The 26,589-nt window shown below is 33.8% G+C and carries 25 protein-coding genes and 1 pseudogene; 3 read left to right on the top strand and 23 right to left on the bottom strand.

Annotated features, from left to right (window positions below):
• Positions 1–28: 28 nt before the first annotated feature.
• The 15 genes from wecB to fdaB all read right to left on the bottom strand — a co-directional run bounded on the left by wecB (position 29) and on the right by fdaB (position 14,743).
• A complete protein-coding gene (gene wecB, locus JV528_RS07590) occupies positions 29–1,156 on the bottom strand; it encodes a non-hydrolyzing UDP-N-acetylglucosamine 2-epimerase (protein ID WP_000723421.1) in 1,128 nt (375 codons plus the stop codon).
• Between the two features lie 23 nt (positions 1,157–1,179).
• Positions 1,180–1,809, bottom strand: coding sequence for a uracil phosphoribosyltransferase (upp, locus tag JV528_RS07585; protein ID WP_204254816.1), 630 nt, complete (start codon positions 1,807–1,809; stop codon positions 1,180–1,182).
• A gap of 27 nt (positions 1,810–1,836) precedes the next feature.
• Entirely contained in the window at positions 1,837–3,075 is a 1,239-nt protein-coding gene (gene glyA, locus JV528_RS07580; RefSeq protein ID WP_000120494.1) for a serine hydroxymethyltransferase, read from the bottom strand.
• A gap of 26 nt (positions 3,076–3,101) precedes the next feature.
• Entirely contained in the window at positions 3,102–3,626 is a 525-nt protein-coding gene (locus JV528_RS07575) for a TIGR01440 family protein (RefSeq protein ID WP_204177632.1), read from the bottom strand.
• 106 nt (positions 3,627–3,732) lie between these two features.
• Positions 3,733–4,152, bottom strand: a complete 420-nt coding sequence (locus tag JV528_RS07570) for a low molecular weight protein arginine phosphatase (protein WP_000697334.1) — start codon at positions 4,150–4,152, stop codon at positions 3,733–3,735.
• On the bottom strand, positions 4,149–5,195 hold the full coding sequence (locus JV528_RS07565) for an L-threonylcarbamoyladenylate synthase (protein WP_000379896.1): 1,047 nt from the start codon (positions 5,193–5,195) through the stop codon (positions 4,149–4,151). Before JV528_RS07565 ends, JV528_RS07570 begins: the two co-directional genes overlap by 4 nt.
• An 83-nt stretch (positions 5,196–5,278) precedes the next feature.
• On the bottom strand, positions 5,279–6,115 hold the full coding sequence (gene prmC, locus JV528_RS07560; protein ID WP_000248731.1) for a peptide chain release factor N(5)-glutamine methyltransferase: 837 nt from the start codon (positions 6,113–6,115) through the stop codon (positions 5,279–5,281).
• Positions 6,102–7,178 (bottom strand): peptide chain release factor 1, encoded by a 1,077-nt coding sequence (prfA, locus tag JV528_RS07555; RefSeq protein ID WP_000460244.1) that lies wholly within the window; start codon positions 7,176–7,178, stop codon positions 6,102–6,104. Before prfA ends, prmC begins: the two co-directional genes overlap by 14 nt.
• A complete protein-coding gene (locus tag JV528_RS07550; RefSeq protein WP_204177633.1) occupies positions 7,179–7,778 on the bottom strand; it encodes a thymidine kinase in 600 nt (199 codons plus the stop codon).
• A gap of 345 nt (positions 7,779–8,123) precedes the next feature.
• Positions 8,124–8,378: a type B 50S ribosomal protein L31 gene (locus tag JV528_RS07545; protein ID WP_000808968.1), complete on the bottom strand. Its 255-nt coding sequence runs from the start codon at positions 8,376–8,378 to the stop codon at positions 8,124–8,126.
• A 117-nt stretch (positions 8,379–8,495) separates the two neighbouring features.
• Positions 8,496–9,812 carry a transcription termination factor Rho gene (gene rho / locus JV528_RS07540; protein WP_001115100.1) on the bottom strand — a complete coding sequence of 439 codons (1,317 nt, stop codon included), beginning with the start codon at positions 9,810–9,812 and terminating at the stop codon, positions 8,496–8,498.
• Between the two features lie 246 nt (positions 9,813–10,058).
• Positions 10,059–11,486: an aldehyde dehydrogenase family protein gene (locus tag JV528_RS07535; RefSeq protein ID WP_065315760.1), complete on the bottom strand. Its 1,428-nt coding sequence runs from the start codon at positions 11,484–11,486 to the stop codon at positions 10,059–10,061.
• A 238-nt stretch (positions 11,487–11,724) separates the two neighbouring features.
• Positions 11,725–12,060: a winged helix-turn-helix transcriptional regulator gene (locus JV528_RS07530; RefSeq protein ID WP_000451438.1), complete on the bottom strand. Its 336-nt coding sequence runs from the start codon at positions 12,058–12,060 to the stop codon at positions 11,725–11,727.
• A gap of 97 nt (positions 12,061–12,157) precedes the next feature.
• Positions 12,158–13,417, bottom strand: coding sequence for a UDP-N-acetylglucosamine 1-carboxyvinyltransferase (locus JV528_RS07525; RefSeq protein ID WP_000046602.1), 1,260 nt, complete (start codon positions 13,415–13,417; stop codon positions 12,158–12,160).
• Positions 13,418–13,882: 465 nt separating this feature from the next.
• Positions 13,883–14,743 carry a class IIb fructose-bisphosphate aldolase FdaB gene (gene fdaB / locus JV528_RS07520; protein WP_001131841.1) on the bottom strand — a complete coding sequence of 287 codons (861 nt, stop codon included), beginning with the start codon at positions 14,741–14,743 and terminating at the stop codon, positions 13,883–13,885.
• A 217-nt stretch (positions 14,744–14,960) separates the two neighbouring features.
• On the opposite strand from fdaB, the gene JV528_RS07515 reads away from it, so the two are divergent.
• Positions 14,961–15,482: a DUF2529 domain-containing protein gene (locus JV528_RS07515; protein WP_000034998.1), complete on the top strand. Its 522-nt coding sequence runs from the start codon at positions 14,961–14,963 to the stop codon at positions 15,480–15,482.
• 108 nt (positions 15,483–15,590) lie between these two features.
• Here JV528_RS07515 and JV528_RS07510 read toward each other — a convergent pair whose 3' ends face one another.
• The 3 genes from JV528_RS07510 to JV528_RS07500 form a co-directional block, all read right to left on the bottom strand.
• Positions 15,591–17,201 (bottom strand): CTP synthase, encoded by a 1,611-nt coding sequence (locus JV528_RS07510; RefSeq protein WP_204177634.1) that lies wholly within the window; start codon positions 17,199–17,201, stop codon positions 15,591–15,593.
• Between the two features lie 335 nt (positions 17,202–17,536).
• Complete coding sequence (gene rpoE, locus JV528_RS07505; protein ID WP_204177635.1) at positions 17,537–18,067, bottom strand: DNA-directed RNA polymerase subunit delta; 531 nt, start codon at positions 18,065–18,067, stop codon at positions 17,537–17,539.
• 111 nt (positions 18,068–18,178) lie between these two features.
• Positions 18,179–19,039 carry a GNAT family N-acetyltransferase gene (locus tag JV528_RS07500; RefSeq protein WP_001040736.1) on the bottom strand — a complete coding sequence of 287 codons (861 nt, stop codon included), beginning with the start codon at positions 19,037–19,039 and terminating at the stop codon, positions 18,179–18,181.
• A gap of 424 nt (positions 19,040–19,463) precedes the next feature.
• Here JV528_RS07500 and coaW point away from each other — a divergent pair, with 424 nt between their 5' ends.
• A complete protein-coding gene (coaW, locus tag JV528_RS07495) occupies positions 19,464–20,267 on the top strand; it encodes a type II pantothenate kinase (protein ID WP_000862728.1) in 804 nt (267 codons plus the stop codon).
• Between the two features lie 129 nt (positions 20,268–20,396).
• Here the strand turns inward: coaW and JV528_RS07490 are convergent, their stop codons facing one another.
• The 3 genes from JV528_RS07490 to JV528_RS07480 form a co-directional block, all read right to left on the bottom strand.
• Positions 20,397–21,068, bottom strand: a complete 672-nt coding sequence (locus JV528_RS07490) for a DUF2750 domain-containing protein (protein WP_000120549.1) — start codon at positions 21,066–21,068, stop codon at positions 20,397–20,399.
• Between the two features lie 398 nt (positions 21,069–21,466).
• A complete protein-coding gene (ldmS, locus tag JV528_RS07485) occupies positions 21,467–22,660 on the bottom strand; it encodes an L-aspartate--L-methionine ligase LdmS (RefSeq protein ID WP_000183709.1) in 1,194 nt (397 codons plus the stop codon).
• Positions 22,660–23,844: a M20 family metallopeptidase gene (locus JV528_RS07480; RefSeq protein WP_044122352.1), complete on the bottom strand. Its 1,185-nt coding sequence runs from the start codon at positions 23,842–23,844 to the stop codon at positions 22,660–22,662. Before JV528_RS07480 ends, ldmS begins: the two co-directional genes overlap by 1 nt.
• A 309-nt stretch (positions 23,845–24,153) precedes the next feature.
• On the opposite strand from JV528_RS07480, the pseudogene JV528_RS07475 reads away from it, so the two are divergent.
• Positions 24,154–24,628 (top strand): annotated as a pseudogene (locus tag JV528_RS07475) (S-ribosylhomocysteine lyase).
• Positions 24,629–24,779: 151 nt separating this feature from the next.
• Here JV528_RS07475 and JV528_RS07470 read toward each other — a convergent pair.
• Positions 24,780–25,130 carry a DoxX family protein gene (locus JV528_RS07470; RefSeq protein ID WP_001024035.1) on the bottom strand — a complete coding sequence of 117 codons (351 nt, stop codon included), beginning with the start codon at positions 25,128–25,130 and terminating at the stop codon, positions 24,780–24,782.
• Between the two features lie 13 nt (positions 25,131–25,143).
• Positions 25,144–26,445 carry a pyrimidine-nucleoside phosphorylase gene (locus tag JV528_RS07465; RefSeq protein WP_001242316.1) on the bottom strand — a complete coding sequence of 434 codons (1,302 nt, stop codon included), beginning with the start codon at positions 26,443–26,445 and terminating at the stop codon, positions 25,144–25,146.
• Between the last annotated feature and the right edge of the window lie 144 nt (positions 26,446–26,589).

Genomic DNA, 26,589 nt, shown 5'->3' with positions numbered 1-26,589 from the left:
ACACAATTAGACAAAAAGTCTATTTTCCTCAGAAATCGCTTGGTTTTTCAGTGATTAAATTCAAATAATACTTAATATGATTAACTATTCTTTCTGAAGCAAATCCATCACCGTAAGGATTAGATGCTTCAGACATTTGATGATATAATCTCTCATCATCGATTAATTCTTTTGCAGCTTGATACACATTTTGCTTATTTGTTCCAATGACTTTTAATGTGCCAGCTTCAACACCTTCAGGACGTTCTGTAACGCTTCGCAAAACTAAAACTGGCTTATTAAATGATGGCGCTTCTTCCTGAATTCCACCTGAATCTGTCAAAATAAAATAAGATTTTTTAGCAAAATTATGGAAATCTACTACGTCCAAAGGTTCAATCAATTCAATTCTGTCATGACTACCTAAAATCTTTTGAGCCACCTCTCGAACTTTCGGGTTTTTATGCATTGGATATACTAGTGCTAAATCAGTATACTCATCTATTAAGCGTCTAACCGCTTTAAATATATTTTCCATGGGTTGCCCGATATTTTCTCGTCGGTGTGCTGTCATAAGAATGAATTTTTTGTCATGGTATTTATCCATAATGTTAGATTTATAATTGTCATCAACTGTATATTTCATAGCATCAATCGCTGTATTACCAGTGACAACAACACTTTCTGAATATTTCCCTTCACTTAACAAATGCGATGCAGCATTTTTAGTAGGTGCAAAATGTAAGTCAGCTAATACACCAACTAATTGTCTATTCACCTCTTCCGGAAAAGGTGAATATTTATCATAACTTCTAAGCCCTGCTTCAACGTGTCCAATCGGCACTTGATTATAAAATGCCGCTAAACCACCTGCAAATGTCGTCATCGTATCACCATGTACAAGTACCATGTCTGGTTTTTCTAATTGAATCACTTGTTCTAATTGAGTGATTGATTTAGAAGTTATCTCAGAAAGTGTCTGTCCTGATTTCATAATATTCAAATCGTATTTTGGTTTGATTTCAAAGGTACTTAATACTGAATCAAGCATTTCTCTATGCTGTGCTGTAACAACAACAATTGGCTCGAGCATTTTTTCTTGTTCCAAAGCTTTAACTAAAGGAGCCATCTTTATGGCTTCGGGTCTTGTTCCAAATATGGTCATAATCTTTTTCATCAAACTACTTATCTCCGATTCTTCTATTTAGTACCAAACAATCTATCTCCAGCGTCGCCTAACCCTGGTGTGATATATGCTTTGTCATTTAGCTTTTCATCAAGTGCAGCAATATAAATATCTACATCTGGATGTGCCTCATGCATCTTTTCTACGCCTTCTGGTGCTGCAATTAAACACATGAAGCGAATATTTTTAGCGCCACGTTTCTTCAATGAAGTAATAGCTTCAATTGCTGATGTGCCTGTTGCTAACATAGGATCAACAACAATGATTTGTCTTTCAGTAATATCTTGAGGTAACTTAGCAAAATACTCTACAGCCTTTAATGTTTCGGGATCTCGATACAAACCGATATGTCCAACTCTTGCTGCAGGTACTAAACTTAAAATACCATCAGTCATACCTAAACCAGCTCTTAAAATTGGAACGATAGCTAATTTTTTACCAGCTAATCGTTTAGCCGTCATTTTAGTTACAGGCGTTTCAATATCAACATCCTGAAGCTCTAAGTCTCTAGTTACTTCATATGCCATCAACATACCAACTTCGTCTACAAGTTCTCTAAATTCTTTAGTACCTGTATTTACATCTCTAATATAGCTTAGTTTGTGTTGAATTAATGGATGATCGAAAACGTGTACTTTACTCATAAAAATTACTCCTATCTTTGTGTATGTTTATTGATATAGAGGATATTCAGCTGTTAATTTCGCAACGCGTTCTTTAGCTTGTTGTAATTTTTCTTCATCTTTACTATTTTTCAATGCTAAACTGATGATTTTTGCAACTTCCTCAAAAGCTTTTTCATCAAATCCACGCGTTGTTGCAGCAGGTGTACCTAAACGTATACCACTCGTTACAAAAGGTTTTTCTTGATCGAACGGAATGGTATTTTTGTTACATGTGATACCAACTGAATCTAAAGTCTCTTCAGCTTCTTTACCAGTAAGTCCTATAGACCCTTTTACATCAACAGCTACTAAGTGATTATCTGTACCGCCAGAAACAATTCTAAATCCTTCATTAATTAATGCTTCTGCAAGAACTTTTGCGTTTTTAACCACTTGTTGTTGATACGTTTTGAAATTATTTTCTAACGCTTCTCCAAAAGCAACTGCTTTTGCTGCAATAACATGCTCAAGAGGTCCACCTTGAATACCAGGGAAAATTGTTTTATCTATGTCTTTTTTATATTCTTCCTTACATAAAATCATACCACCACGTGGTCCGCGTAATGTTTTGTGTGTTGTAGTTGTTACAAAATCAGCATATTCTACTGGATTTGGATGTAAACCTGCCGCTACTAATCCTGCAATATGTGCCATGTCTACCATTAACTTAGCGTTTACTTCATCTGCGATTTCTTTAAACTTTTTGAAGTCAATTGTTCTTGAATATGCTGATGCACCTGCCACAATAAGCTTAGGCTTATGCTCTAACGCTAATTTACGAACTTCATCATAATTAATTCGTTCTGTGTCTTTATCTACTCCATATTCAACGAAATTGTAGAATTTACCACTAAAATTAACAGGCGCCCCATGTGTCAAGTGACCACCATGACTCAAATTCATACCTAAAACTGTGTCGCCCATTTCTAATGCAACTAAGTAAACAGCCATGTTCGCTTGTGAACCTGAATGTGGTTGAACATTGACATGTTCAGCTCCAAACAATGCTTTAGCACGATCAATTGCGATGCTTTCAGTAACATCTACAAACTCACAGCCACCATAATATCGGCGTCCTGGATAGCCTTCAGCATACTTATTAGTCAACACTGAACCTTGTGCTTCCATAACCGCTTCCGATACAAAATTTTCCGATGCGATTAACTCTATGTTGCTATTTTGTCTCTGAAATTCTCTCTCGATTGCTTCTGCGATAACTTTATCTTGCTTGGTGATATAAGACATAAAATCTCCCCTTCTTTCAAAAAAACTTATTGGTATTTAGCACGTTCGCCACCAATCTTTTTCGGCCTAGATGTGGCAATAGTTACAATTGCCTGTCCTACTTGCTTTACTGAGGTCCTTACAGGTACACATACATGTTTAATATGCATGCCTATTAATGTTTGACCAATATCAATTCCACAAGGAACAGTAATATGTTCGACCACGATCGGATCCTTCATATGCTGAAAAGCGTATGTTGCCAAACTCCCTCCAGCATGTACATCTGGAACGACGGAAACTTCTTCCATTGTTAATGGATTAAACTGAGATTTTTCTATTGTTATCGCTCTGTTGATATGTTCACATCCTTGAAAAGCAAAAGTAACGCCTGTCTCTTTACTCACAACATCTAATGCATTAAAAATAGTTTCTGCAACTTCCATCGAACCGACAGTCCCTATTTTTTCGCCTATGACTTCCGATGTTGAACATCCAATTAAACATATATCTCCTTTATTAAAAAATGACATATCTTTTAATTCGTCTAATAACATTGTCAAATCTTCCATAAAAGCCCACCCTTCCTAAAAATAAAAAAGGAATATAGCAAAGTGCTACACTCCTCTATTATAACTTATTTAACTGTTAACATATACTAATTATACAGAATTCCTACTAGCAAATAATATCTTTTAATTTTAAAATTAAACTTACAAGTTCTTCATAGGTATGTACATACATTTCTTTTGTTCCGCCGTATGGATCTATAACTTCTCCTGCTTCTTTTACATATTCATGCAATGTGAAAACATGATTTTGCAAACCAAAGTGTGCCTCTATTAATTCTTTGTGCGAATACGACATCGTCAAAATAATATCTGCTTTCAAATCTGCTTCAGTAAATTGTTGCGATAAGGTCGTTTCAGCTAAATGATGTTCTTCAACTAAGTCTTCAACATAATTCGAAACACCCTGATTGTTCACAGCGAATATACCTCTTGATTCAAATTGATGATTTGGCATAACCTCTTTTGCAATACTTTCCGCTAATGGGCTACGACATGTGTTACCTGTACAAACGAATAAAATCTTCATAGTTCACACCCTTTAATAATGTGATTACCTGCAGCTTTTAACATGCGATTCATAATTGCTTCTGTATTATCATTCAGCTCAAAGCCGTATATATACGCAGCTGAAATATTTTCATTTTCATCAAGTGAATGTAACACATCATAAAGATTATGACTTGCTTGTTTAACATCATTGTCATCCTGACATAATTGAATGAATTGCGCTTCACTTGGTATAAACGCCGCCTTATTACTCGGCACAATAAAAGCTATATAAGACCAATCTTTACCGTCATTTCCAATTTTGCTCTCAATATCTGTAATAATTGTAAGTGGTGTATTGGGTGAGTAATGCTTATACTTCATACCTGGTGCAATTGGCTGTTCAGTATCATTATAATCAGCATGGGCGATACTATTCGGAAGTATATCTGTAATCATTGCTGCTGTTATAGAACCAGGTCTTGCAATTTTATAAGGAAAAGATGTGCAATCTAAAACCGTACTTTCTAATCCTTCTTCACTTTGTTCAGCTTGAACAATACCATCGATACGGCCATTCAAATCTTGATATACATGATTGAAAGTTGTTGGTGAAGGTCTACCACTTAAATTAGCACTTGGAGCAGCTAGAGGTTCATTTATGATTTGTAATAATTGTCTGCCTACAGAATGGCTTGGCATTCTAACAGCAACTGATGATAAACCTCCAGAAACTTTTCGACATAGATAGCCTGGCTTTAACGGCAATATAAACGAAATAGGGCCCGGCCAGAATGCCTGCATTAACTTTTCTACGCGTGGATCCAAAGTATATGTAAAATCTTTTAATTGAACTTTACTGTGTATATGAACAATAAGCGGATTGTCAGATGGACGGCCTTTAGCTTCGTATATTTTAGCTACAGCTTCTTCATCTGTCGCATTTGCTGCAAGTCCATAAACTGTTTCAGTTGGTAAACCTATTAAACCACCGTTTAAAACAATGTCTTTTATTTCATTAATTTTAGGATATTGCTGTAAATCTTCATTATATTCTCTAACATCCCAAATTTTAGTATCCAACTTAATCACGCCTTTCTTATTTATCATAATACAAAGTAAAAAGCTATGCACTTAACTAATCATAGCAAAGGCATAACTTCTAATTACCATTTAAATGAGACGATTCGATCGTGGCCATTTATATCTTTAATAATGTCGATTTTTTTGTCAGGAAATTTACTTAAAATTATTGATTTAAGTGCCTCACCTTGATTGTAACCAATTTCAAAAACAACTGGGCTGCCTTTTTCCATAACGTGAGGTAAATCTTCAATGATTGATTCATAAATAGCATATCCATGGTTATCTGCAAACAATGCCTGATGTGGTTCGAATCTCGTAACCGTTGGAGACATCGTAACCATATCTTTTTCATCTATATATGGTGGATTAGATATCAAGCCGTTCAACTTGATACCTTCTTTAATTAAGGGCTTTAATGCATCCCCTGTTAAAAATTGTATTTGTGATTGATGCTTCTCAGCATTATTACGAGCCATATTCATTGCTTCAAGTGAAATATCAGTAGCAATAACATTTAAATCCGGCTTTTCGCATTTCAAAGTAATTGCAAGTACACCACTACCCGTTCCGATATCTACGATTGTTGCATCATCTTCTAACTGTTGTAAGAAATGCAACATTACTTCTTCAGTTTCAGGTCTTGGTATCAAACAATTTGAGTTTACATCAAACGTTCTACCATAAAATGAGGCAAAGCCAACTATATACTGTATAGGCTCTCCTAATAACATACGTTGTAATGCTAAGTCGAACTTCATAATCATCGCTTTCGGCATATCATCATGCATGTGGACTACAAAGTCCGTACGCGTCCATTGAAATACATCTAACATTAACCATTCAGCTCGTGTTTGTTCAAACCCTTTTTGTTGTGTTAAATGAATTGCTTCATCTAACTTTTCTTTATAATTCACCATTATTAAGTTCTTTCAATTTATCTGTCTGCTCTGATAAAGTCAGTGCATCTATAATTTCTTCTAAATGGCCTTCCATAATTTGCCCTAATTTTTGAAGCGTTAGACCTATACGGTGGTCTGTTACACGGCTTTGTGGATAATTATAAGTTCGAATACGTTCTGAACGATCACCAGTACCGACTGCTGATTTACGTTGTGACGCATACTTTTGTTGTTCTTCTTGAACTTTCATATCGTATAAACGTGCTTTTAACACTTTCATTGCTTTTTCACGGTTTTGAATTTGAGACTTCTCAGAAGATGTTGCAATGACACCAGTTGGCAAATGGGTAATACGTACTGCAGAGTCAGTTGTGTTTACGTGCTGACCACCTGCACCACTTGAACGATACGTGTCGATTTTTAAATCTTCATTTCTAATTTCAATTTCTACATCTTCAACTTCTGGTAAAACTGCCACTGTAGCTGTTGAAGTATGAATACGTCCACCTGATTCTGTTTCAGGCACACGTTGAACGCGGTGCGCACCATTTTCAAATTTCAATTTACTATACGCACCATTACCAGAAACTGAGAAACTAATTTCTTTGTAACCACCATGGTCACTTTCAGACGCTTCTACTATTTCAGTTTTGAATCCTTGTGATTCAGCATACTTTGAATACATACGCATTAAATCACCAGCAAAAATCGCAGCCTCATCACCACCAGCTGCTGCTCTTATTTCTACAATAACATCTTTGTCATCATTAGGATCTTTAGGAATCAATAATATTTTAAGCTCTTCTTCAAGATTTGGAAGTTCAGCTTTAATACCGCTACTTTCCTCTTTTAACATTTCTACTTCTTCTTTATCATCAGTTTCACTTAACATTTCTTCAATATCAGCTAATTCTTCTTTTTTAGCTTTATAGTTACGATAAACATCTACAGTTTTTTGTAAATCAGCTTGCTCTTTAGAATATTTACGTAATTTATCTGAATCATTTACAACATCTGGGTCACTTAACAGTTCATTTAACTGTTCGTATCTTTCTTCTACAATATCTAATTGATCAAACACTTATAATTCCTCCTTATTATTATCACTAGGTGCTACGATATGGTGCGCGCGACAACGTGGCTCATAACTTTCATTGGCACCTACTAAGATAATCGGATCATCGATTTTAGCTGGTTTACCATTTATTAATCGTTGCGTTCTACTAGATGAAGAACCACAAACAGCACAAACTGCTTGAAGTTTCGTTACTTGTTCACTGACAGCCATCAATTTAGGCATTGGTTCGAACGGTTCGCCCCTAAAATCCATATCTAATCCAGCAACAATAACACGGTGTCCATCTGCTGATAGTTTTTCTACTATACTTACAATTTCATCGTCAAAAAATTGCACTTCGTCTATTCCAATAACATCAACATTAGTTAAGTCATACGTCATAATTTCACTTGCTTTAGAAATATTAATCGCTTCAATGGCATTACCATTATGAGAGACCACTTTTTCTTTATGATATCGATCATCAATCGCCGGTTTAAATACAACGACTTTTTGTTTAGCGTATATGCCCCTTCTTAAACGTCTTATAAGTTCTTCGGATTTACCGCTAAACATACTACCTGTAATACATTCTATCCAACCGGAATGGTAAGTTTCATACATTGAGAGTTCCACCTTTTTCAAAACATAATCGCTTTATTATATCATATTTCAAATATTCATAAATGTCTTTTTCATAATTATATCGATATTGTACATGAACAATTATTTTATAAATTTGTCTTGCATATTTATATACAGCTATTCTACTTTGTTCCTTTTTATTCGTGCGATTTTTCTACTCAATACAAACTTTAATGAAGGGGGAATTTATCATTATGTATTAACAACATGGTATTGAGTCACTTTTTTGAACACAGTCGTAAGTATATACCCTTACTACGCTTATAAATAAAAAAGCTGTCTACAATTCCATTATTGGATGCAGACAGCTTAACGATTACTATATTAGTTGTTTGATTTAAGACCAAACTTTTTGTTGAAACGTTCCACACGTCCATCCGCAGCAGCGAATTTTTGACGTCCAGTGTAGAATGGATGTGAATCAGATGAAATATCTAAACGAATAACTGGGTATTCTTTTCCATCTTCCCACTCCATCATTTCTGAAGATGTTTTTGTAGAACCGCTTAAGAATTTGAAGTTTGTAGTAGTATCTAAAAAGATTACTTGGTGATACTCAGGATGAATTCCTTGTTTCATTATTTTCAGCTCCTTTGCCCTGAACCATCTGGAACAGAGTTATTTGTGAGTTTTTACCCAATACTGTGTAATTATAAAGGTAATTAATTCAAAACGCAAGCCCCTATATAATGTTTATTAAATTATAGGTCGACCCGTTTTAGTACTTTCTTCTGCAGACTTTTGTAGCTGCTTGAAGAAATCTTCATTATTCTTAGACTTTTTAAGTTTGCGAATAAATCTTTCAGTAAAGTCTGTTGAGTCAGTGAATAGATTTCTTAATTGCCATAATGTGTCTAATTCAGATTTACTTATCAACAATTCTTCTTTACGCGTTGAACTTCTGCCAATATCAATTGCAGGGAAGATACGACGTTCAGACAATTTACGATCTAAATGTAACTCCATGTTACCTGTTCCTTTAAATTCTTCGTAAATCATATCGTCCATACGTGAACCCGTATCAACTAATGCAGTTGCAAGTATTGTTAAACTTCCACCTGCTTCAATATTTCTCGCTGCACCGAAGAATGCTTTTGGTTTGTGTAAAGAGGCAGGATCTAAACCACCTGATAATGTACGACCACTTGGTGGAATAACTAAGTTATAAGCGCGTGCTAATCTCGTTATAGAATCCATTAAAATAATGACATCTTCCCCAATTTCTACTAAACGCTTTGCACGTTCAAGTAATAATTCAGCTACTTTAACATGGTGTTCTGGTGGTTCGTCAAACGTTGAATGAACGACTTCAGCAGCTTCTACTGAGCGTTCTAAATCTGTTACCTCTTCAGGACGCTCGCCAACTAACAAAATAAATAGCTTTGCATCTGGTTTGTTCGTACTGATTGCATTCGCTATCTCTTTTAACAACGATGTTTTACCTGCTTTAGGTGGCGCCACTATTAAACCACGTTGACCTAAACCAATCGGTGTTACTAAATCCATGATGCGCGTTGAATAATTTTGTGTTTCTGTCTCTAATTTAATACGCTCATCTGGATAAAGTGGTGTCAAAGCTTGGAAATGCGGACGTTTCTTCACTTCTTCTGCGTTATGGTCATTAACAAAGTCAACTTGTAATAAGCCATAATATTTTTCGTTATCTTTAGGTTTTCTAACTTTCCCAGTTACTTTATCCCCACGTTTAATTTCAAAACGACGAATTTGGCTAGCAGATATATAAATATCTTTTTCCCCTTTAGAATAGTTCACTGTTCTTAAAAAACCATAACCATCTGGTTGTATATCATCTAAGATACCTTCCATATAATAGTTACCATCTTTTTCCATTTGTGCTTCCATAATAGCTAGAACAAGTTCTTTTTTATTTAATTTACTATAGTTCGTCAACTTAAGAGTTTTAGCTTTTTGAGTGAGTTCCTTGGTAGTATAATTCTTGTACAGTTCGTGGAATGATTCATACTGAGGAGATGTACGTTCTCTTTCAGGCATATAGTTTACACCCATTTCATTATTTTTTAGTTAGTAAGTAATAGATAGGCATGACAATGCATAAATAACTGTGCTAGCACAATCCCATTATGCTAATCCCCAACCTTTTAAATACATGAATAACTATAGCAAATTTTTATTTTAATTACAAAATCTATTTATAAAAATTGCAAAATTAAAACAGTACACAAAACTTAATTAGTCATGTGCACTGTTTTATTGCGATTTTTAATTCAAAAATCAAATTTATTTAAAATAGCCAGCTATAGATTTCACTTCTAAGAACTCTTCAATACCATAATCGCCCCATTCACGACCTAAACCAGATTGTTTATAGCCACCAAATGGTAAGTCTGGCTTTCTACCTGCTTCGTTTATTTCTACTGTACCTGCTTCAATAGAACGAGCTACTTTATGCAATATTTCTTTGTCCTTACCAATAACATATCCTGCCAAACCATATTTTGTATCATTTGCAATTTGAATCGCTTCATCTAAATCGTTATAAGTGATAACTGACATTACTGGCCCAAAAATTTCTTCTTGTGCTATCGTCATTTGATTATCTACATTAATAAAAATTGTCGGACGTGCAAAGTATCCTTTTTCAAGTCCTTCTGGTTTACCAGGACCACCATAAAATAATTCAGCACCTTCTTCAATACCTTTATTAATATAATTTTGTACTTGATCAAATTGTTTTTTACTAATGATAGGGCCTACTTGTGTACCATCTTCTCTTGGATTACCGACACGCACTTGGCTAAATTGTTCTTTTAATTCAGCTAAGAATGCATCTTTAATTTTGCTAGGCACTAAAACACGTGTACCAGCTGTACATACTTGACCAGTATTATTAACAACTTTGCCTGTTGTTGCTTTAGCCGCTTCTTTAATATCTACGTCATCTAGGACGATGTATGGAGATTTGCCACCAAGCTCTAATGATACCTTTTTAAAGTCTTTAGCAGCTTTTTCCATAATTTTAGAACCAGTAGGGCCTGATCCTGTAAATGACATCATGCGTACTTTAGGATGTTCAGATAAAGGATTCCCAACGCCAGCACCATCACCATTAACAAGGTTAAATACACCTTTAGGAACACCGACTTTATCAAAAATCTCAGCTAAAATAACAGCTGCAAATGGTGTTTCTTCAGATGGTTTAAGTACAACTGGACTACCAGCCGCAAATGCTGCTGCTAATTTTAATGATGTTTGGTTTGTAGGGAAGTTCCACGGTGTAATTAAGCCAGATACACCGATAGCTTCTTTAACAACTAAATCATCTCCGCGGCGTTCTTCAAATTCGTAGTTATCTAATGCGTCTCTCGCTGCAACAAAATGATTTAGTCCCATTTGATAATGGACACGCTCAGATAATGATAAAGGAGCACCTAACTCATCCGTAATAGCTTGTACAATATCGTCTTTTCTGTTTTCATATTCTTTTACAATTTTATCTAATAATGCTTGTCTTTCTTTCACAGATGTATGACGGAACTCTAAATAAACATTGTCTGCCGCCTCGACGGCTTTATCAACATCAACTTTATTACCTTTAGCAACTTTCCCGATTACTTCTTCGGTTGCTGGATTTATAACTTCTATCGTTTCATTACTATTACTTTCTACCCATTCGCCATTAATGTACTGCTTTGTGTAGTCTCTCATTATTCTTTCACTCCTCAAGAATGATTTATATATTATTTATCCGTAATGCATACGATATAAACATTACATTCCATTATGATACGCTCCCTTTTAATATGTTCAAAATAAAATGCTTTAAAATTTTGCTGCATCTAATTTTTTTATATTTTTAAATAAAAATAACTATTCCTACATCATCGCAAATAATGCGAAGACTTAGAAATAGTTATAATCAATGCTATGTTTAAACGTCATGTAATTATTTAGCAGTACGTTGATCCGTTAAATCGACATATGATTGCGCCCATGCTTCAATTGGATGTAAAGCCTCTGCTAACGCTTTACCTTTTTCAGTTAGCACATAAATAATTTGTACTGGACTCGTAGAAATGATTTGCTTCTCAACTAACTCCCATTGTGCAAGCTCTGACAACTTAAGACTTAAAGCACGCGGCGTTATTGTTTTCAAATCTCTTTTCATATCGGAAAAGTGTGCTGAACAGTCATTACATCTTGAGAGATAATTAATGATTAATCCATTCCAACTTCTACCAAGTATTTTAAAAGTTTCTTCGAGATACGGACATACTTCCATCATCTTCACCTCTCATCAATAAATTTAGAATGTAAACGAACACCCTTTTTTAATCAGTATAATCAGTATAATTATTATACCACAAAACAAGATAAATCTATACAGTTTCCGTCCAAATATCTGCACCTAAAGCTTTTAAATGTTCTACAATATCTGTATAACCTCTATAAATATGTTTAACATTGTAAATTGTAGTTACACCCTCAGCAATTAAACCAGCAATAATTAAACAAGCTCCTGCTCTTAAATCGCTAGCATAAACTTCAGCACCATGTAATGTTGATGGTTTTATCGTTGCTGTGCCTTCGTCAACTTCAATATTTGCACCCATGCGCTTTAATTCTTCAACATGTTTAAAACGCTCCGGATAAATCGTATCAGTTACAAATGAAGGACCATTTGCCATAAATAATAATGGTGTTATTGGCTGTTGCAAATCAGTAGCAAAACCTGGATATACTAGTGTTTTAATATCAACAAATTGATATGGTGCATTATTATTGATGCGAATTCTTTCGTCTCTTACATCAACATTCACACCTAATTCACTAAATTTAGCAGTTAATGTTTCTACATGTTTCGGAACAATATTATTTAATATAACATTTTCTCCACATGCTGCAGCGATACACATATATGTGCCTGCTTCAATTCTATCAGGTATAACTTGATACTCAGAACCATGTAATTCTTTGACACCATTGATTTTAATCGTTGATGTACCCGCTCCCTTAATATTAGCTCCCATACTTGTTAAGAAGTTAGCAACATCAACTACTTCCGGTTCTTTAGCAGCATTTTCAATTACAGTTTGTCCTGTTGCATAAACTGCAGCTAGCATAATGTTAATTGTTGCACCTACACTAACCATATCTAGAAAAATATGTGCACCTTTTAACTCTTTAGCTTCAATTTTCATTGATGTCGTACTTGATTCATCAATTTCAGCACCTAAAGCTTTAAATCCTTTAATATGTTGATCAATTGGACGTGGCCCAAGTGGACATCCTCCCGGTAAACCAATCACACATTTTTTAAATCTACCTAACATGGCACCCATCATATAGTATGAAGCACGTAATGATTCAACTTTATTATTTGGTAATGCAGCATTTTGTATTTCAGTTGTATCAACTTCTAATTCCGTACCATTTAGTGATGCCTTAATATTTAAATCTTCTAATAAACTCACTAAAGTTTTAACATCAGAGATTTGCGGTAACCCTTCTAATTTCACATGTCCTTGAGCTAATAATGTTGCAGGAATGATAGCTACAGCACTGTTTTTCGCGCCACTGATATTAACTTCCCCATTTAGTGTGCGTCCACCTCTTATTTTTATTACCTCTTGAGCCATATCATTTATCTCCTTTGTCCATTACTTTTTAATTTTTTGCATTATTAGCATTATAAATTAATTTTACTTTATTTGTAAAATAGTTTATTTTAATCGTTAAAATCTTGTCTTTCTATTTTCGATTGATTAATAACAAATCATTCACCTTTACTAATATATGCTGTTCTTCCCCACTTGACCATGGTCTAAAGTCTGATTATTCAACTAAATATTGACGTTGTTTTGACAATTATTTAGTTTTAATTCTACGATTTGCACGTAAACTTTTTTCATAAATTGCTCATTTTCCTTATAATTATATCACAATCAATTTTGATATATTTTACCATTTTTACGCTTTCATTTTAAAATCAAACTGTTTTATTTATTACTTATACAACATAAAAAAGAAGCAAACACCATTTTGTCTGCTTCTTTTAAAATTAATATCCCTACGTTATTAATAACTTAAAGACTAAATATTAATTATTTAGCGCGGTTTGAAGTACCGAACTCTTTAATTTTACCTTTAACTGTTTCTTTGATAGCTTCACGTGCAGGTCCTAAGTATTTACGAGGATCGTAAACTTCTTTGTCGTTATTTAAAACGTCACGAACTGCTTTTGCTGAAGCGATTTGGTTTTCAGTGTTTACGTTAATTTTAGCTGTACCAAATGGAATTGCTTTTTGGATATCTTTAGTCGGGATACCAGTACCACCGTGTAATACTAATGGTAAACCTGTAGATAAACCGATTTCTTCCATTTCTTTAAATCCTAATTTTGGTTCACCTTTGTATGGACCATGAACTGAACCTAATGCTGGCGCTAATGCATCGATACCAGTTTTTTCAACTAGTTCTTGACATTCTTTAGGATCAGCATAAATGATGCCGTCTGCTACAACATCATCTTCTTGTCCGCCAACAGTACCTAATTCAGCTTCTACAGAAACACCTTTTTCATGAGCGTATTCAACAACTTTTTTAGTTGTTGCTACGTTTTCTTCGAATGGGCTGTGTGAAGCATCGATCATTACTGATGTGAAACCAGCATCGATAGCTTCTTTACATTTTTCAAAGCTTGAACCATGGTCTAAATGGATTGCTACAGGAATAGTGATGTTTAAGTCATGCATTAACCCTTCAACCATTTTAACAATTGTGTAGAAACCGCTCATGTATCGAGCAGCACCTTCAGAAACACCTAAAATTACAGGTGCATTTTCTTCTTGTGACGCTTCTAAAATTGCTTGAGTGAATTCTAGGTTATTAATATTGTATTGACCTACCGCATAACCATTTTCTTTTGCATCAATTAACATTTCTTTCATTGAAACTAAAGGCATGAAAGTTCCTCCTTGAGTGCTTACGCACGTATTTTTCAAAGTAATTATATCAAAAAAATAGCGTCAATGCATTGAAATACTGCAGATTAAATGTGTATTTTTTGAAAAATGCGATAGTTATACTAAATGCAAACGTATACATTTTTATACAATTTAAGCCGTTGCATAATATGTAGTCATTAATTACAATATTTTATAAGTAGATTGGAGGATAAAGATGTCAAAAATCTTAAACACACAACTAATAGGTATCTTTAATAGGCTAGAAAAACAATCTTTAGAAATTCAAATGGCTGCCCAATGTTTAATTCAAGCAATTGGTGGCGAAGGTTATGTTTATGTAAAAGGTTATGATGATTTACAGTTTTTCGAAAGTTTCATTCTACATGGTGATGAGCGTTTAAAATCTAGCCGAAAACTTGACGCTATTAAAGACTTTAAAGAAATTGACTCAACTGATCGTGTATTATTATTCGCACCATTTTATAATGATCAAGTTGCATTAGATATTCAAAAACTTATCGACTTAGATATCGATGTGGTCTTAATAAGCAACAAACCTAAAACAGATGATTTCCCTGATCATCTCGTACATTTTATCGATTTATCTACACCAAGACCTATAGTCTATACTGAAGATTACGATAAGATTGTCCAGCCACATGCGATGGCATTGAATTATGTATACTATGACATTTATACACAAATGATTGAAATGACAAGAGACTTAGAATTATAAAAGTCACTATTGTTATTTAATACCTTGTCACTAACATAATATTAAAATTATACGAAAAACCGGTACTTTCAATGTTAAACAATGAAAGTACCGGTTTTATTAGCAAATTTATTTATTTTGTTGATATTTTAATGAAGCTTCAATAAATGATTTAAAAATCGGGTGCGGACGATTTGGTCTAGATAAGAATTCTGGGTGGAATTGACAAGCAATAAAGAAATCATTTGTCGGAATCTCTACCATTTCTACTAAACGTCCATCTGGACTTGTACCAGAAATCACCATACCATTCGCTTCTAATTGTTCTCTATAGTCATTGTTAAATTCATAACGATGACGATGTCTTTCTTCAATTTCCGCTTTACCATAAACATCTTGTGCCAATGTGCCTTCTTTAATTGAACATGGATATAAGCCTAAGCGTAATGTACCACCTAAATCTTCGATATCTTTTTGTTCTGGTAATAAATCTATAATTGGGTATGGTGTTGCAGGGTCTAATTCAGCTGAATGTGCGCCTTCAAGGCCTAATACGTTTCTTGAAAATTCAACTGTTGCAAGTTGCATTCCTAAACAAATACCAAAGAATGGTACATTGTTTTCTCTAGCATACTTAATTGCACTAATTTTACCTTCACTTGCACGGAAACCAAATCCACCTGGTACTAAAATACCGTCGACATCTGCAAGGTATTCGGCCGCATTTTCATCTGTAGCTTCACTTGAATCAATCCATCTAATATCAATATCTTTAGCGAAAGGATATCCGGCATGTTTTAATGATTCAACTACAGATAAGTATGCATCTTGTAAGCTAACATACTTACCAACTAAACCAATTGTAATTTTACCATCTAAATTATTAACGATATCTAACAACTGTTTCCATTCATCAAGCTGTGTTTCATATTTCGCGTTTAATTGTAAACGTTTAATAACGATATCATCCATATTTTGTTGGCTTAATTGTAACGGAATTTCGTATAAAGAATCTGCATCACGACATTCAATAACACTTTCTTTATTAATGTCACAGAATAATGCAATTTTATCTTTTAAATCTTGTGTCATTTCATATTCAGTTCTTACAACGATTAAGTCTGGTTGAATACCTAAGCCTCGTAATTCTTTAACACTATGTTGTGTCGGCTTCGTTTTCATTTCTCCAGCAGCTTTAATATAAGGCAGTAATGTACAGTGAACATACATAACATTTTCTCTACCTAAATCGCTACGAATTTGACGAATCGCTTCAATAAACGGTAATGACTCAATATCACCTGTTGTACCGCCAATTTCAGTGATAACAACGTCTGCATTCGTACTTTCCCCTGCAAGTAATAAACGTTCTTTAATTTCATTTGTGATATGCGGAATAACTTGAACTGTTCCGCCTAAGTAATCACCACGACGTTCTTTTTTCAATACGTGTGAATACACTTTACCGGCTGTTACATTCGAAAACTTGTTTAAATTAATATCAATAAATCTTTCGTAATGTCCTAAGTCTAGGTCAGTTTCTGCACCATCATCCGTTACGAATACTTCACCATGTTGATAAGGACTCATTGTACCTGGGTCAACATTTAAGTATGGATCGAATTTTTGAATTGTTACATTTAGACCTCTATCTTTTAATAATCTACCTAGAGAAGATGCTGTAATACCCTTCCCTAATGATGAAACTACGCCACCTGTTACAAAAATAAATTTTGTCATGTCTTGACCTCCTAATTATTAAAGGGAATGCTTCTTCATCAATTGTAAAAATTACGTAAAACATAACATTAAAGTAAGCTCATTCAAGTTGTTTATTTGTCGAATTCGACAAAATTAAATTCTGTTTACTTACCGTTTCCATACTGCTATGTCACTATGTATATCATTTACAACTTTGATTATTGCGTTATCATTTCTTGATTTACTCAATTAAATAAAAAAACGCTCCCTCTCACAAATTTTGTAAGGGGAGCGTATAAATTTTATACACGTGTCCTATTTAAAGGAGCCCGAATAAAATTTTATCATCTTTCAACTAAAAGTCAAACAAAAAATTATGCTTTGAAGTCTTCTTCGTCTTCAAAATCTTCTTCGTCTTCATCTAGTTCATCTTCATCTTCTTCAATGACTATATCCGAATGATTGATTTCTTCTTCAACTTGCTCATCTTCAGGATCATTTAATTCTTCTTGATCATCAGTTTGAGCTGGAATATCGTCATCATCATCCATTTCATCTCCACCCAATAATTTTAAGTTTTGATCTTCTTCATCATCGGCGTCTAAAATATCAAATTTTTGAATTGTTGGTGCAATTTTCTCTTCGATATCATCTACTGAGTACCAGTCACGTAATCCCCATAAGTTTTCACCAACATTTAAAAAACGTCCATCTGTATTTAAATCTGTGTAAAATTGTACAACACGAGTTTCAATTTCCTCATACTCATAATCACCTAATGCTCTAAATTCATCGATGATATCATATAAGTTCATTGTTTCACCTTTATCATTCAATAATGTATAAGCCATATCAATAAATGATTTTTCATCAACCATTTGTTTTGTATAATCTTGAATTTTCATTGCCCAATACTTCCTTTCGAAGGATATAATCTAAATTTATACGTCTGAATTCATTTATATATAGTAACAAAACTAAATTATAAATGACAATATCATATTTCGCAATCACTGTTAGTAATTTAAATATTTTTCGAAAACGACATAGTCATCAGTTTGTTCGATTTCAACGAAATTACTATTTAGACATAATGGTTTAAAATCATTATTCTCTCCAAACAGAATCATCGTAATCACATTAAGGTTGTCATAGTTTTTTCTTAAGTAAGTAGGCAATTGTCGAAGCGCACTTGAACCAATACCATTAAAGCGATATGATTTATCCACTTCAATAGCAGCAATGTTCATGCGTTCACCAATCTGCTCCAATGCGATAAAACCAACCTTTTGGCCATCAATCATTAAATTAATGATATGTACATTGGTCACTTCTGAACGACTTTCTTCTTCAAGCTTTAATGACGAAACATGTTTTGAATCTAAGTCCAAGTAATATAGTCGTTCTTTGCCAATTGGCCCTTCTTCTTTAGTTGCTGTATGCATGAATCCAGCACGTTCGTATAGGTTCCAAGCATTGTCATTTTCCGCATCTACTACTAGATATAGATGATTAAAATCAGGAAATACACCTTGAACATATTGTGGCAATGACATCATTATTTTCGTGCCATATCCAAAACCTTGATATTTTTCATTAATCGATAATGAACGAATATAAACGACATTTTCAGGTGTATCATAACCTTCATGCTGATAGTAACGATGTAATACAAAAAAGCCCACCACTTCATTTTTGTCGTTTATTGCTACGTTAGCAATCCTATCAGCATCATTAATTGCATCATCAATAACTTCTTTAGGTAAAGATGAATATATTTGTTGTCTTTCATTCAAGTCAAAATCATTAATTGCTGAACGATATTGTTCATCAAATGCTTTTAAAGTGATACCTTCAAAACAAAGTTCTTTAGCCATATATTTAACCCCTATCTTTTTATATATGAAGCATGAATCCCCGTATTATTTTACCTATTATTTCACTACGATACCATTATTTACTCTAAGTTAAATAAATTACTTATTTATATTTTTGCAAATTTTAAAATTAATGTGCTATTCCTCATTATTTATCATTTTAATCAAAGACTTACAAATACACTGCGTACGAACTACTTTTAATATTACGTCACTAACTAACAATCCTATACAACTTCAAAATTCCTAGAAAATAATATATATAACTTAACGTCCACGTTTGTAATACATTAATTGCGATACGCTTACAATGTTGAAATACAATGGCATCAAATTTGTTAATAATTACTATTATTACTTGTTTTTTAGTCATTTTACTATACTATTATTTAAGGATAGACATTAATAATGAGGTGGGAATCTTATGAAAGTTGGCATTGACGCTGGCGGTACACTAATTAAAATCGTTCAAGAGCAAGATAACCAACGTACTTTTAAAACTGAATTAACTAAAAATATTGATCAAGTTGTGGAATGGTTAAACCAACAGCAAATTGAAAAATTATGCTTAACTGGAGGTAATGCAGGTGTCATTGCTGAAAACATCAACATTCCTGCACAAATTTTTGTAGAGTTTGATGCTGCATCTCAAGGACTAGGTATTTTATTAAAAGAGCAAGGCCATGACTTAGCAGATTATATTTTTGCAAATGTTGGTACCGGTACGTCACTACATTATTTCGACGGTCAATCACAACGTCGTGTAGGCGGTATCGGTACAGGTGGTGGCATGATTCAAGGACTCGGTTATTTACTAAGTCAAATCACTGATTATAAACAGTTAACTGACATGGCACAACACGGTGATCGTAACACTATTGATTTAAAGGTTAGACATATTTATAAAGATACCGAACCACCCATTCCCGGTGATTTAACAGCAGCTAATTTTGGCCATGTACTACATCATTTAGATGCTGATTTTACACCTAGCAATAAATTAGCAGCCGTTATTGGTGTCGTTGGCGAAGTTGTTACGACAATGGCCATTACTGTTGCACGAGAATTTAAAACTGAAAATATCGTTTATATCGGTTCTTCATTTCATAATAACGCTTTATTACGCAAAGTTGTGGAAGATTATACTGTGTTACGCGGTTGCAAACCGTACTATGTTGAAAACGGCGCATTTTCAGGTGCTATTGGTGCATTATATTTAGGAAAATAGAAAAAGACCATTTATATGAGCGTTGTTTTAAATAAACGCTATATAAATGGCCTTTTATTTTATGGTCTACGTGTTTTGAATACGTATTGTTCCATTTATTATCACTTAATTACTTACAACTCAATTCAATTAAAATGTAAGTTCATTAGACAATTTTTGCGCTGAAACAATTGTACCAACCACGCCAGTTTTTAAATCTATCGCAACGGCTTTATGATCATCTCTAAGTTCATCTAGCCATTCTCCGAAAACAGAACCTTCAATCGTAATTAAATCACACTCTTCAAAATCTTCATCTCGAACTTTTAACGCTCTGTTTTTAATACTCCATACAGGCATAATATGCGGCTTTTTTTCGTCGCTATCATTTTCACTAATGAGAATAAACTGCTTACTTCCTTTTTTAGTTAAGCCGTATACTTCATCATATTTCGCTACATCTTGGACAAATTCTTTGATTCTAATTTTATCTAATTCCGTCATCACTTCTTGTGTAACAGCTACAACGTTTAGTAGATGCCCTTCTTCTTCCATTGTTTGATTCATAATAATATGGTCTTGTTCATCAAACAATTCATCTAATTCATAAGTAGCAAAACGATCAACGTCCATTTTTACAACTTTATCAAATGGAATATCACGACTTGTTAAAAATGATACGGCCACACTTTCTTCTGTCCAAACGCCTACATACGCTTCACTTTTATAATTTAGACGTACTAGTTTTTTATTTTTAGAGGCAAAATAAATACATTCATTTATTAATATATCTCTAAAGAATGGATATGCTTTATAAGACATGCTTGACCCTCACTTTTTAAAATATGTCATACATAAAATAGTAAATGACTCCAACAAGATAGTCAATTAGACATATTATGAATTCAATTTAATGTCATGTTTTTCATTTTAAAAATTCAATAGCATTAAATTTTACGTATACACAAATTCGGTCTATAACACGAAACATATCTAGTTACTAAAAATTTCAAAGCGATAACCTTTAATATACCTTTATCAACAAAATGGCAACTCTTATAACATAGTGAAATAAAAGTCGCCATTTAATATTAGTATTACAAAGTATTGCCATATCATAAATTTAATTACTGTTGACTAGAATCGAAAAAAGCTTGTTACAAGCGCATATTCAGTCAACTACTGGCAACATAACATTGTAGCGCCTTATGTTCCGAACTCTAATAGTGTTCAAGTTCAGCTAAAAATGCGCGTTCATTCTCCAGTACTGTTTCTTTTGAATCTCCATGCCAAATACAGCCAAACCTTGATTTAACTTTATCTTCACCGTACCAATCACCATCATAATAAGATAACGGGTATAAACTACCTTCTTTGACATATTTCAAAATCGTATTGAAGAAATGTGTGTTATCACCTTTTGAATGATAACTATAAAACTTTTGATATCCTGAATTCAACTCGTTTGCAAGCAATAACATGCTAGTTGAACCATTTTGTCTAAAGTTTAAATCAATCGCATAAACGTTATCATCCTCATCGACGAGTAAGTCAAAACCAGCCACACCAAAGAATCCTTGATTCACACCGATTTCCATAATTTGTCTACCTGCTTCTATAACGTGCTCTGGTACATTAGTAGTATTTTCATTTCCGTTATAAAATCCGTACTTATCCGTTAATTGCGTTGCCGCACCAAGATATTGAATGCCTAGCGATTCCGAGTATGCAAACTGAACGCAATAATTCGCTTTTTCTTCAATCTTCTGTTCGATAATAAGCGAATTCGTTTCAGCAGTTGCCTCTTTAATACGCGTTATCGCTTTTTGTAAATCTGTATCATGATAACAAATCATAACGCCATAGCCACCTGCTGTCGGAAGATCATCTCCCGGCTTAATTACAAACGGGAATACCCAATTCTTAATCTCGTTTTCGAATTGCTCAATTTTTACAACTTTTCTTTTTGGTAAAAACTTCCCATTTGTCCTTTCAGGTATTCTTGCTTTATTATTTAAAGCAACAAATAACGTTTTATCTAATGCATAATATTGCTGATTCAAGATTGTTTCATCATGAATATATTGAAAATAAATCTTTTTATTTTCCTTATGTGCCAATTGTTTGATCAAGTTTTCGTAAGATTGCTGATTGTTAAATGTATAAATTGAATTCGGTACATCCTTACCAATAACTTGAAATAGCTGATGCAATTTGTCTGTCGCACTAGCTTCGTGAACAATAACAGGTAATTGATTTGCTATTAATAACTCCCTACCAGTTAAAAAATTAGATTGATGTTCGTCCGGTTTCAACCATGGATTCGATATATACGAAGGTCTTGACGTATAGACAACATCTTTGTCATATAAATCACTTAACGTTAAGTTCGGCTCATTACCATTATTTGTCATTACTTCCCATTCCCTTTCAAATGCGCATGCTCTTCAATAATGTCTTGATAAACGTCTTGATTTGTAATTAACTCTAACCCCATCAACGCCATTATTTTAGCACCTTTAATTAATGCTTCATCACCATGTACACTCGCAGCTGCTTCTCTAAATCTATGCGTATGTCCTACTAAATTACGTGATCCTATTTTAATATGAGGATGTATTGTTGGCACAACATGACTTACGTTCCCTGTATCCGTAGAGCCATAACCAAAATCATCATCAATAACTGCTTCACCAACTTCTTCAGCATATTTAGCAAATAAATCATCTAATTTCGGCGTTTTAATGAATTCATTCACACCGTTTTGAATTGGACCAAATTCATAATCACAACCAGTCTGTATCGCAGCTCCACGTGCGATTTGATTTACTTTTTCTGTTAATATATCCAATTCTTTACGCGTCATTGCTCTAGTATAAAAACGAGCATGTGTATAGTCTGGAATAATATTAGCTGCTTTCCCGCCATCTAAAATCACACCATGCACACGTTGACCTTTTTTAATATGTTGTCGTAGTTGTGCTACACCATTAAAATAACTAATCATAGCGTCTAATGCATTTAACGCTTCATCTGCATTTTCAGAGGCATGAGCACTTTTTCCGTAAAATTTAACATCTAAAACATCCACTGCCAAAGTATCAATCGTTTTATAAGTTTCATTTCCCGGATGAATCATTAAGGCAATGTCTATTTGATCAATCACACCAGCCTTGACATAAGAAGCTTTAGCGCTACCATTTTCCCCACCTTCTTCAGCTGGACATCCGAGAACGATTACTTTACCACCAATTTGGTCAATCACTTGCTTCAAACCAATTGCACCAAGCACACTTGCAGTTCCAATGATATTATGACCACAAGCATGACCTAATCCTGGCAATGCATCGTATTCTGCTAAAAAACCTATAGCTGGCCCGTCAAGACCCGAATCATATGTCGCTATAAACCCAGTTGCATGCCCAGCAATCTCGGTTTCAATTTCAAAATCATGTTCTTTCAAACGATCTATTAAAGTTCGAGACGCAAATATTTCTTCATTACCAAGTTCAGGACGTTCATGAATTCTATGACTGATTTCGATATAACTATATTTATTTGTTTCTATATAATCGAGAATTTGTTGTTTTTCACTCATTTTTTCTATCTCCCTTTTACCCTACACTCATTTTAATCATCCACAATATTTTGTTCTTTCAAAATGAATTATTACTTATTCTATCGGTTTTATCTCATGATGTCATCTAATTTTTCTTTATTTACAAAATTTTCTAATAACTAAAAGCCTTTCATAAATTTATAAAACAGTTTCAAATTGTAAAACATAATCCCTATTGTTACAATTTAAGTATTGTTAGAAACGCAACTTGCAACAAATTTAAGTTTAATAATGTACCAAATCATTCGCGTTTTATAGTTTTGAGTAGTTAATAGGAGGAAATTTAAAATGACAAAAATGAATGTTGAAAGTTTCAATTTAGATCATACTAAAGTGGTTGCCCCATTTATTAGATTAGCGGGAACGATGGAAGGATTAAACGGAGATGTCATTCACAAATATGAATGACATTCGTTTCAAACAACCAAACAAAGAACATATGGATATGCCTGGATTGCATTCATTAGAACATTTAATGGCTGAAAATATTAGAAATCATAGTGACAAAGTCGTTGATTTAAGTCCTATGGGTTGCCAAACTGGTTTCTATGTATCATTTATTAATCATGATAATTATGATGATGTATTAAATATTGTTGAAGCAACTTTAAATGATGTGCTAAATGCTACTGAAGTGCCTGCTTGTAATGAAGTACAATGTGGCTGGGCAGCAAGTCATTCATTAGAAGGTGCTAAAACTATCGCTCAAGCATTTCTAGACAAACGAAACGAATGGCATGATGTTTTCGATACAGGAAAATAAAGCTTAGTCAATCAAGTTAATCAGAAAAGCAGTCGAACAATGATGTTACAATCGCCATTGTCCAACTGCTTTTTATTATGCTTCAAAATCAAAAAATCGAACAAATGAAAAAGTAAAATCTTTAACATTTGTCCGATTTATTTAAGAACCACTATAATTTCTTAATTAGTCCCATTAACACGAACTGCATAGGTAACCTTAAATATAGTTGCCATGTTGGCAATTGTTTATCTCCTAAAGGTAACTTTTTAACTGCCATATAGATATTAGCCGGGAATACAGCTAGCAAGAATAGATTGATTGTATTTTTCAAGCATTGAGATGGTCTTTTAATTAAAAGTGCAAGTCCAAATAATATCTCAAAGATTCCTGTAACAAGAACCGCTGTTTTTCGAAGCGGCAAACATTTCGGTATGATATTTCTAAATTGTCGTTCTCGTGTAAAATGCAATACACCTATTACACTAAAACCTATACCTAATAAATATCTTAGTATGTTCAATCAGCTTCAACTCCTACTCTGTAATTATTTTATGAATTAATGTAGGCGATACAACATGATCAGCAATTGTTATGCTTGAATCTAATTTTTTAACAACATCGTCTACATCTTGGCGATTACTGTGAATCGTTAATAATGATTCTCCTTCTTCTACTTTATCCCCAATTTTTTTATTTAAAACAATACCAACCGCTAAATCAATATCATCCTCTTTTGTTAAACGTCCCGCTCCTAACATCATCGAAGCGACACCTATATCGTTAGAGACTAACTCAGTCACATAACCTGATTTTTTAGCTTTATATTCGATTTGATATTGAGCTTGTGGCAAACGCTCTGGATGGTCAATAACTGTTTCGTCTCCACCTTGGTTTTTAATAAATGTTTTGAATTTTTCTAATGCTGCACCTGAATCAATTGCCTTAATTAGCAAAGCTCTCGCTTCTTCAAGCGTTTCAGCTTTGTTTGCAAGTACAACCATTTGAGAACCTAATGTTAATACAAGTTCTGTTAAATCTTTCGGACCTTGTCCTTTCAACGTATCAATTGCTTCTTGTAACTCAAGCGCATTGCCAATCGCACGACCAAGTGGCTGATTCATATCAGAAATAATCGCCATCGTATTACGTCCCACATTATTACCAATACGTACCATTGCGTGCGCTAATGCTTCAGCATCTTCTAATGTTTTCATAAATGCACCGCTACCAGTTTTTACATCTAATACAATTGCATCTGCACCAGCAGCAATCTTTTTACTCATAATTGAAGAGGCAATTAATGGTATTGAATTGACAGTACCAGTAACATCCCTTAAGGCATATAATTTTTTATCTGCAGGAGTTAAATTTCCTGATTGTCCTACAACTGCCACTTTATTTTCATTAACCAATTTCACAAATGTTGCTTCATCTATTTCAACATGAAAACCATCAATTGCTTCTAATTTATCAATCGTACCACCTGTATGACCTAATCCACGACCACTCATTTTTGCAACAGGAACATCTACAGCTGCTACTAATGGTGCTAAAACCAATGTAGTTGTATCTCCTACACCACCTGTTGAGTGCTTATCCACTTTGACACCATTAATATCACTCAAATCTATCATATCACCAGAATTAACCATAGCCATCGTTAATGCTGCACGCTCATCATCATTCATATCTTGGAAATAAATCGCCATTGCTAAACTTGATGCCTGGTAATCAGGAATATCCCCTTTAACATAGCCGTCAATAAAGAAATTAATTTCTTCCGTTGTTAGTGTATGACCGTCACGCTTTTTCTCAATAATGTCTATCATTCTCATTTTTATCATCCTTTTCTTAAAAAGCTTAGGACAAAGCATCTGCGCTTTCTCTAGTCCATTTTTAAAAGCACAAGCGAAAATTATTATAGCAAGCTATCGATTTCATTTTTAATATCACAATTTCAATGCGATGTTATTATTCTT

The organism is Staphylococcus sp. GDB20D11A, assembly GCF_016893255.1.
Classification (GTDB): domain Bacteria; phylum Bacillota; class Bacilli; order Staphylococcales; family Staphylococcaceae; genus Staphylococcus; species Staphylococcus aureus.
This window is presented reverse-complemented; position numbering and strand designations above follow the sequence as displayed.